This is a genomic window from Deltaproteobacteria bacterium (genome assembly GCA_003696105.1).
Lineage (GTDB): Bacteria > Myxococcota_A > Polyangia > Haliangiales > J016 > J016.
The window spans coordinates 1-4,317 of sequence record RFGE01000206.1; the positions used below are offsets into that span (position 1 = coordinate 1).

The 4,317-nt window shown below is 69.7% G+C and carries 6 protein-coding genes; 3 read left to right on the forward strand and 3 right to left on the reverse strand.

Features of this window, described 5'->3' with window-relative positions; translation table 11 throughout:
- Together D6689_13815 and D6689_13820 are read right to left on the reverse strand one after the other, a co-directional pair.
- Nucleotides 1-251, reverse strand: a 251-nt coding sequence (locus tag D6689_13815; GenBank protein ID RMH40430.1) for a hypothetical protein, incomplete at its 3' end; no start/stop codon positions are given.
- A gap of 140 nt (nucleotides 252-391) precedes the next feature.
- On the reverse strand, nucleotides 392-1,339 hold the full coding sequence (locus D6689_13820) for a hypothetical protein (protein ID RMH40431.1): 948 nt from the start codon (nucleotides 1,337-1,339) through the stop codon (nucleotides 392-394).
- A gap of 134 nt (nucleotides 1,340-1,473) precedes the next feature.
- Here D6689_13820 and D6689_13825 point away from each other — a divergent pair, with 134 nt between their 5' ends.
- Together D6689_13825 and D6689_13830 are read left to right on the forward strand one after the other, a co-directional pair.
- On the forward strand, nucleotides 1,474-1,776 hold the full coding sequence (locus tag D6689_13825) for a hypothetical protein (protein ID RMH40432.1): 303 nt from the start codon (nucleotides 1,474-1,476) through the stop codon (nucleotides 1,774-1,776).
- A gap of 36 nt (nucleotides 1,777-1,812) precedes the next feature.
- On the forward strand, nucleotides 1,813-2,298 hold the full coding sequence (locus D6689_13830) for a hypothetical protein (GenBank protein RMH40433.1): 486 nt from the start codon (nucleotides 1,813-1,815) through the stop codon (nucleotides 2,296-2,298).
- A 189-nt stretch (nucleotides 2,299-2,487) separates the two neighbouring features.
- Here D6689_13830 and D6689_13835 read toward each other — a convergent pair whose 3' ends face one another.
- Nucleotides 2,488-3,546: a hypothetical protein gene (locus D6689_13835; GenBank protein ID RMH40434.1), complete on the reverse strand. Its 1,059-nt coding sequence runs from the start codon at nucleotides 3,544-3,546 to the stop codon at nucleotides 2,488-2,490.
- A gap of 205 nt (nucleotides 3,547-3,751) precedes the next feature.
- Between D6689_13835 and D6689_13840 the strand changes: the two genes are divergently transcribed.
- On the forward strand, nucleotides 3,752-4,317 hold a 566-nt coding region (locus tag D6689_13840; protein RMH40435.1), incomplete at its 3' end, for a hypothetical protein.

Sequence of the window (4,317 nt, forward strand, 5' to 3'; positions counted from 1 at the left end):
GTGTTGTTCGGGACGACCTCGGCCGACCACAGCGTGCCCGGTTGCAGCGCGTCGCGCAGGTATTCCATCCCCGCGGCGATCCCGCTCTCGGCGGCGTAGCGGGCGACCCGGCGAAACCGCTCGTGGCCGGTGGCGGACTGTCCGCTCTGGATTGACAGGATCGCGAGCCCGCCGATCCCCAGGAGGCCGACGAGCGTCACCATCGCGACGAGCATGACGCTCCCCCGTTCGTCCGATGCGCTGCGGACCATCGTCCATAGGATAGCGCGCTCGGCGGAGGGCGCGCGACAAAACGTGTGGGGGCCGGTGTCGCTCGATGTAGGTGCCAGTCGCACGATGCGGCGGCCGAGCGCCGACGTCGAGCGCGGCCGGCACAGGACGCGGCGTCCGGTCACAAGCCGGTCGCGCAAAACAGGCCGCCGCCGGTCGCCGGGTAGCGGAAGTGGCCGGAAATGCACATCTCTTCGAGGCTGCTGTCGCCGAACGTCACCAGGCTACCGGTCGTGTTGTTGTACGTGCACTCGATGTGGATGCGGTCACCGGCCGCCATCGGCACGGGCTGCGGCAGCACGCGTACGGTCTGGTTGTCGAAGTTGTACGGCTCGTCGAGTAGCACGACGTCGCCGGCGAGCGAGCTGCGCGCGACGACCTTCATGCGCGTTCCCAACATGTGCATGTGGGGCGCCACCGACAGCAACGTCGTGTCCTGCGACAGCGTGCAGTCGCCGGCCTGAGTTTGTGCGCCGGGCGGGATCGCCAGGTCGAACTTGGACACCATGAACGCTTCGGCGACGTGTTCCACTTCCGCCGGATCGGTTTCGATGATCTCCGTGCCGGACTCGCCGGACAGATCCGACTCGGAGAAGTTAAACAGGTGCAGGTTCAACAGCAGCTGATCGCCCGCCTCGAGCTTGACGGCCACGCCGTCGGGCAGGACCAGCGCGTTCGTGCCGACTCCGGAGCCGAACACCTGCGCGCCGTAGTTGGTGCCTGCGTTGCACGGCACGATCCCGTCGTCGCGCTGTCGCGGGCCGACCGTGAGCACGGTGTGGTGCGTGCCCAGCGGGATCTTCGGGCGGAACGCGCGAACGTAGATCGTCCGCTCGATCGTCTTGTAGACGCAGCGGTATTGCTCGGTGCCGGCCGGGATCGTCCACTGGCCGACGATCAGATCGGTGAAGCCGGCGACGTCGGCGTCGGCGGCCGGTGCGGCGTCGGATGCCGGCGCGGCCGCGTCCGGGCCGCCGGCGTCAGCGAGGTCCTCCGATCCGGACGAACTCGAGGTGCATGCCGGCACGACGGACAGCGTGCCGGCGAGCGCGATCGACGCGGTGCGCATGACGGACCCCCGGGCTGAGGTGGAACCAAAGCATAGGGGAGCAGGCCATCCGGGCCAACTGCGCGCGACGTCGCGCCCAACTATGCGAAACGCCGCCCTTGACGGGGGGCGTCGGCGCGGCCAATATTCCGGCCATGACGAAACGACTCGGAACCCTTCTCGTGTCGGGGTTCGTCGCGCTCGGTCTCGTCGGTTGCCAGAAGGCCGACGACGCCGTCGTGAAGAAACTCGACGAGATCAGCAAGAAGCTCGACAAACTCGACGACATCGAAAAGAAGCTGGCCGGGGGGGGGCGACCGTCGGCGGTGCGGCCGCGCGGTCCGATTCCCGGCCGGCCGGACCCGAACCAGGTCTACGCGGTTCCGATCGAGGGCTCTCCTTTCAAGGGGGCCAAGCACGCGAAGGTCACCATCGTCGAGGGCTTCGAGTTTGCTTGACCGTTCTGCCAGAGGGTCGGTCCGACCGTCGAGCAGCTGTTGAAGGATTACAAGGGCGACATCAAGGTCGTCTACAAGCACTACGTCGTTCACCCGCAGATCGCGACGAAGCCGGCGTTGGCGGCGTGCGCGGCGCACAAGCAGGGCAAGTTCGCCGAGATGGAAAAGCTGCTGTGGGAGAAGGGCTACAAGGCCGGGCGCAACTACAGCGACGAGAACATCGAGAAGATCGCCAAGGAAGCCGGCCTCGACATGAAGAAGTTCAAGGCCGACATGAACAGCGACGCGTGTAAGAAGTACATCCAGAAGGATCAGGCCGAGCTGGCGCGCGTCGGCGCGCGCGGCACGCCGGCGTTCTTCATCAACGGCAGGTTCCTGTCCGGCGCTCAGCCGATCGATCGGTTCAAGGCGATCATCGACGAGGAACTCAAGAAGGCCAACGAGCGCATCAAGAAGGGCGAGGCGACGGTCGAGAACTACTATCAGAAGTTCGTGCTCGAAAAGGGCAAAAAGAGCCTGTAAGTCGCCTCGTCGGGCTCGCCGGCGTCCGCGTCACCTCGGCGACGCGGGCGCCCCGAGTCCCCCGGCGCAACCGACGCGAAACCCGGCGGAAACCCCGCCGGGTTTTTTTGTGGGCGCGACCGCGCGCGAGGCATCCCGGGGCCGACGCCGGCGCGCCGAGCGGCGCCGGTCTCCCAGGCCGGGGCCAACTTACGGGCCGGCGCCGACGAAGGCGTACAGCGTGTCGCGGCAGCGTGCCGTTTCGACGATGCGCTCGCCGGGCGGCGCGCCGGGCAGCGCGAGATCGGGGGCCATCCGCGGCTCGAGCCAGGCGCCGGTCACGTCGAGGCGGTATTCGGTGCCGTCGGCCGTCCAGACGTGCCACGTGTCGCCGCGGTGGTGGTCCGCGACCAGGACATCGCCGCCGGGCGGCGCGTTCGGCACGCCCGCCCATTCGACGGAGCGAACGGTCTGGTCGGGGTCGTCCCAGGCCGTCTCGAGGTCGAGTTCCCACTTGCCGCCGTCGCCGCCGAGTCGCTCCGGCGCGCGCGCGTAGCGCAACACCCACCAGCGATCGCCGGAGCCGAACCAGACCTGGTGAAAGCGGATGCCGGCGTCGAACTGGTCGAACGCGGTCGCGATCGTGGGCGGCGTCAGTGCGAAGTCGCTGTCGACCGCGGGGATGTCGTCCCACGGGGCGCCGAACCACGACGCGAACGCGTCCTCCGAGCACCGCCACTCGGTCGCCGTGCCGACGCACACCATGTCGCCACGGAAGTCGCAGATGGCCCACGCCGACCGGATGTCGTCCGGCGCGGGCGCGCCGGCGCCCGCGAAGAACTCCTCGGCGTCGACGCGCGTCCACTGTGCGTCTCCCTTGCCGAGCCGATACACCGCCGCGCCAGGGGGCGCCGCGGCATCCGGCGCGGCGGCGTCGGGGGCGGGCAGCGCGGCATCGATCTCCGGCGCGGCCGCGTCGCCTCCCGGCGGCACGCCGGGCGTCCGCACGCACGCGCCGCGGTCGCACGCGAAGCCCGGTGGACAGGCCTCGTTCGGGCCGCACGAAAACTGGCCGTCGGAAAACGCCGGCGAGAAACAGCCGGAGGTGGCGATGGAGGCGGCCGCCGCCAGCGACGCCAGCGCGCGGCGCGGTGGACCCGACACCCGCTCGCGAACCCGCGGCGGGACGACCGCGCGCCGTGCGCGAGACGCCCGCTCGGTACGCTTCCCGGTGGGCACGCACGCTCGCGCTGCGCCTGCGCCACGCACGAGACCATGGTACCCCGCCGCGGCGGGCGCGCGAAGGGGCAGCCGTCGCCGGCCACTAGGCTGGTCGTGTCGCGAAATCAGTCGACTAGCCAATTTTGAAACCATTGTGAATGGTTACATCGCGAGCCGGCCCCGCTGCGCCCGGCGTGTCGCGAGCGTGGACAGGTCCCGGTCGCGCGCAACGGCCCGCAATTGCGGGCGCCACGTGTTGGCCCGCCGCTTGCCGGGTGAGGGCGGCATGTTGGTTCGTCATGCCGCCGCCCTCGCCGCCCTGTTCGCTGCCGCCTGCGCCGCCGGCGACCTCGATCCGGCCGACGGTGCCGACGATGCGTTCCCGACCGGCAAGGCCGACGGTGCCGTCGACGCCGCGTCGCCCGAGGCGCGCGCCGTCTTGGCGCTCGTCAACGATCCGGCCGTGACGGCGGAACAGCTCGACGACGAGGCGCGGCTCTACCGTACGGCGGCCTACAATATCGTCGCCCATCGCGACGGGCCCGACGGCGTCGCCGGCAGCCACGACGACGACCCGTTCGACGATCTGGCCGAACTCGACGCGGTCAAGTACGTCGGCCCGGTCGCACTTGAGCGGCTCCTCGCGTATGCGATCGACCGCGGTTATCTCGACGACGTCCGCGGCGGCCATGTCGAGGCGATCTTCTCGCCCCAGCCGTACGAGCGCAGTCACAACGTGCGCGTCGCGGAGTTGATCGACGCCGCGCAGGACTCCATCGACATCGCGATGTACAGCTATTCCGATGCGCGCATCGCCGA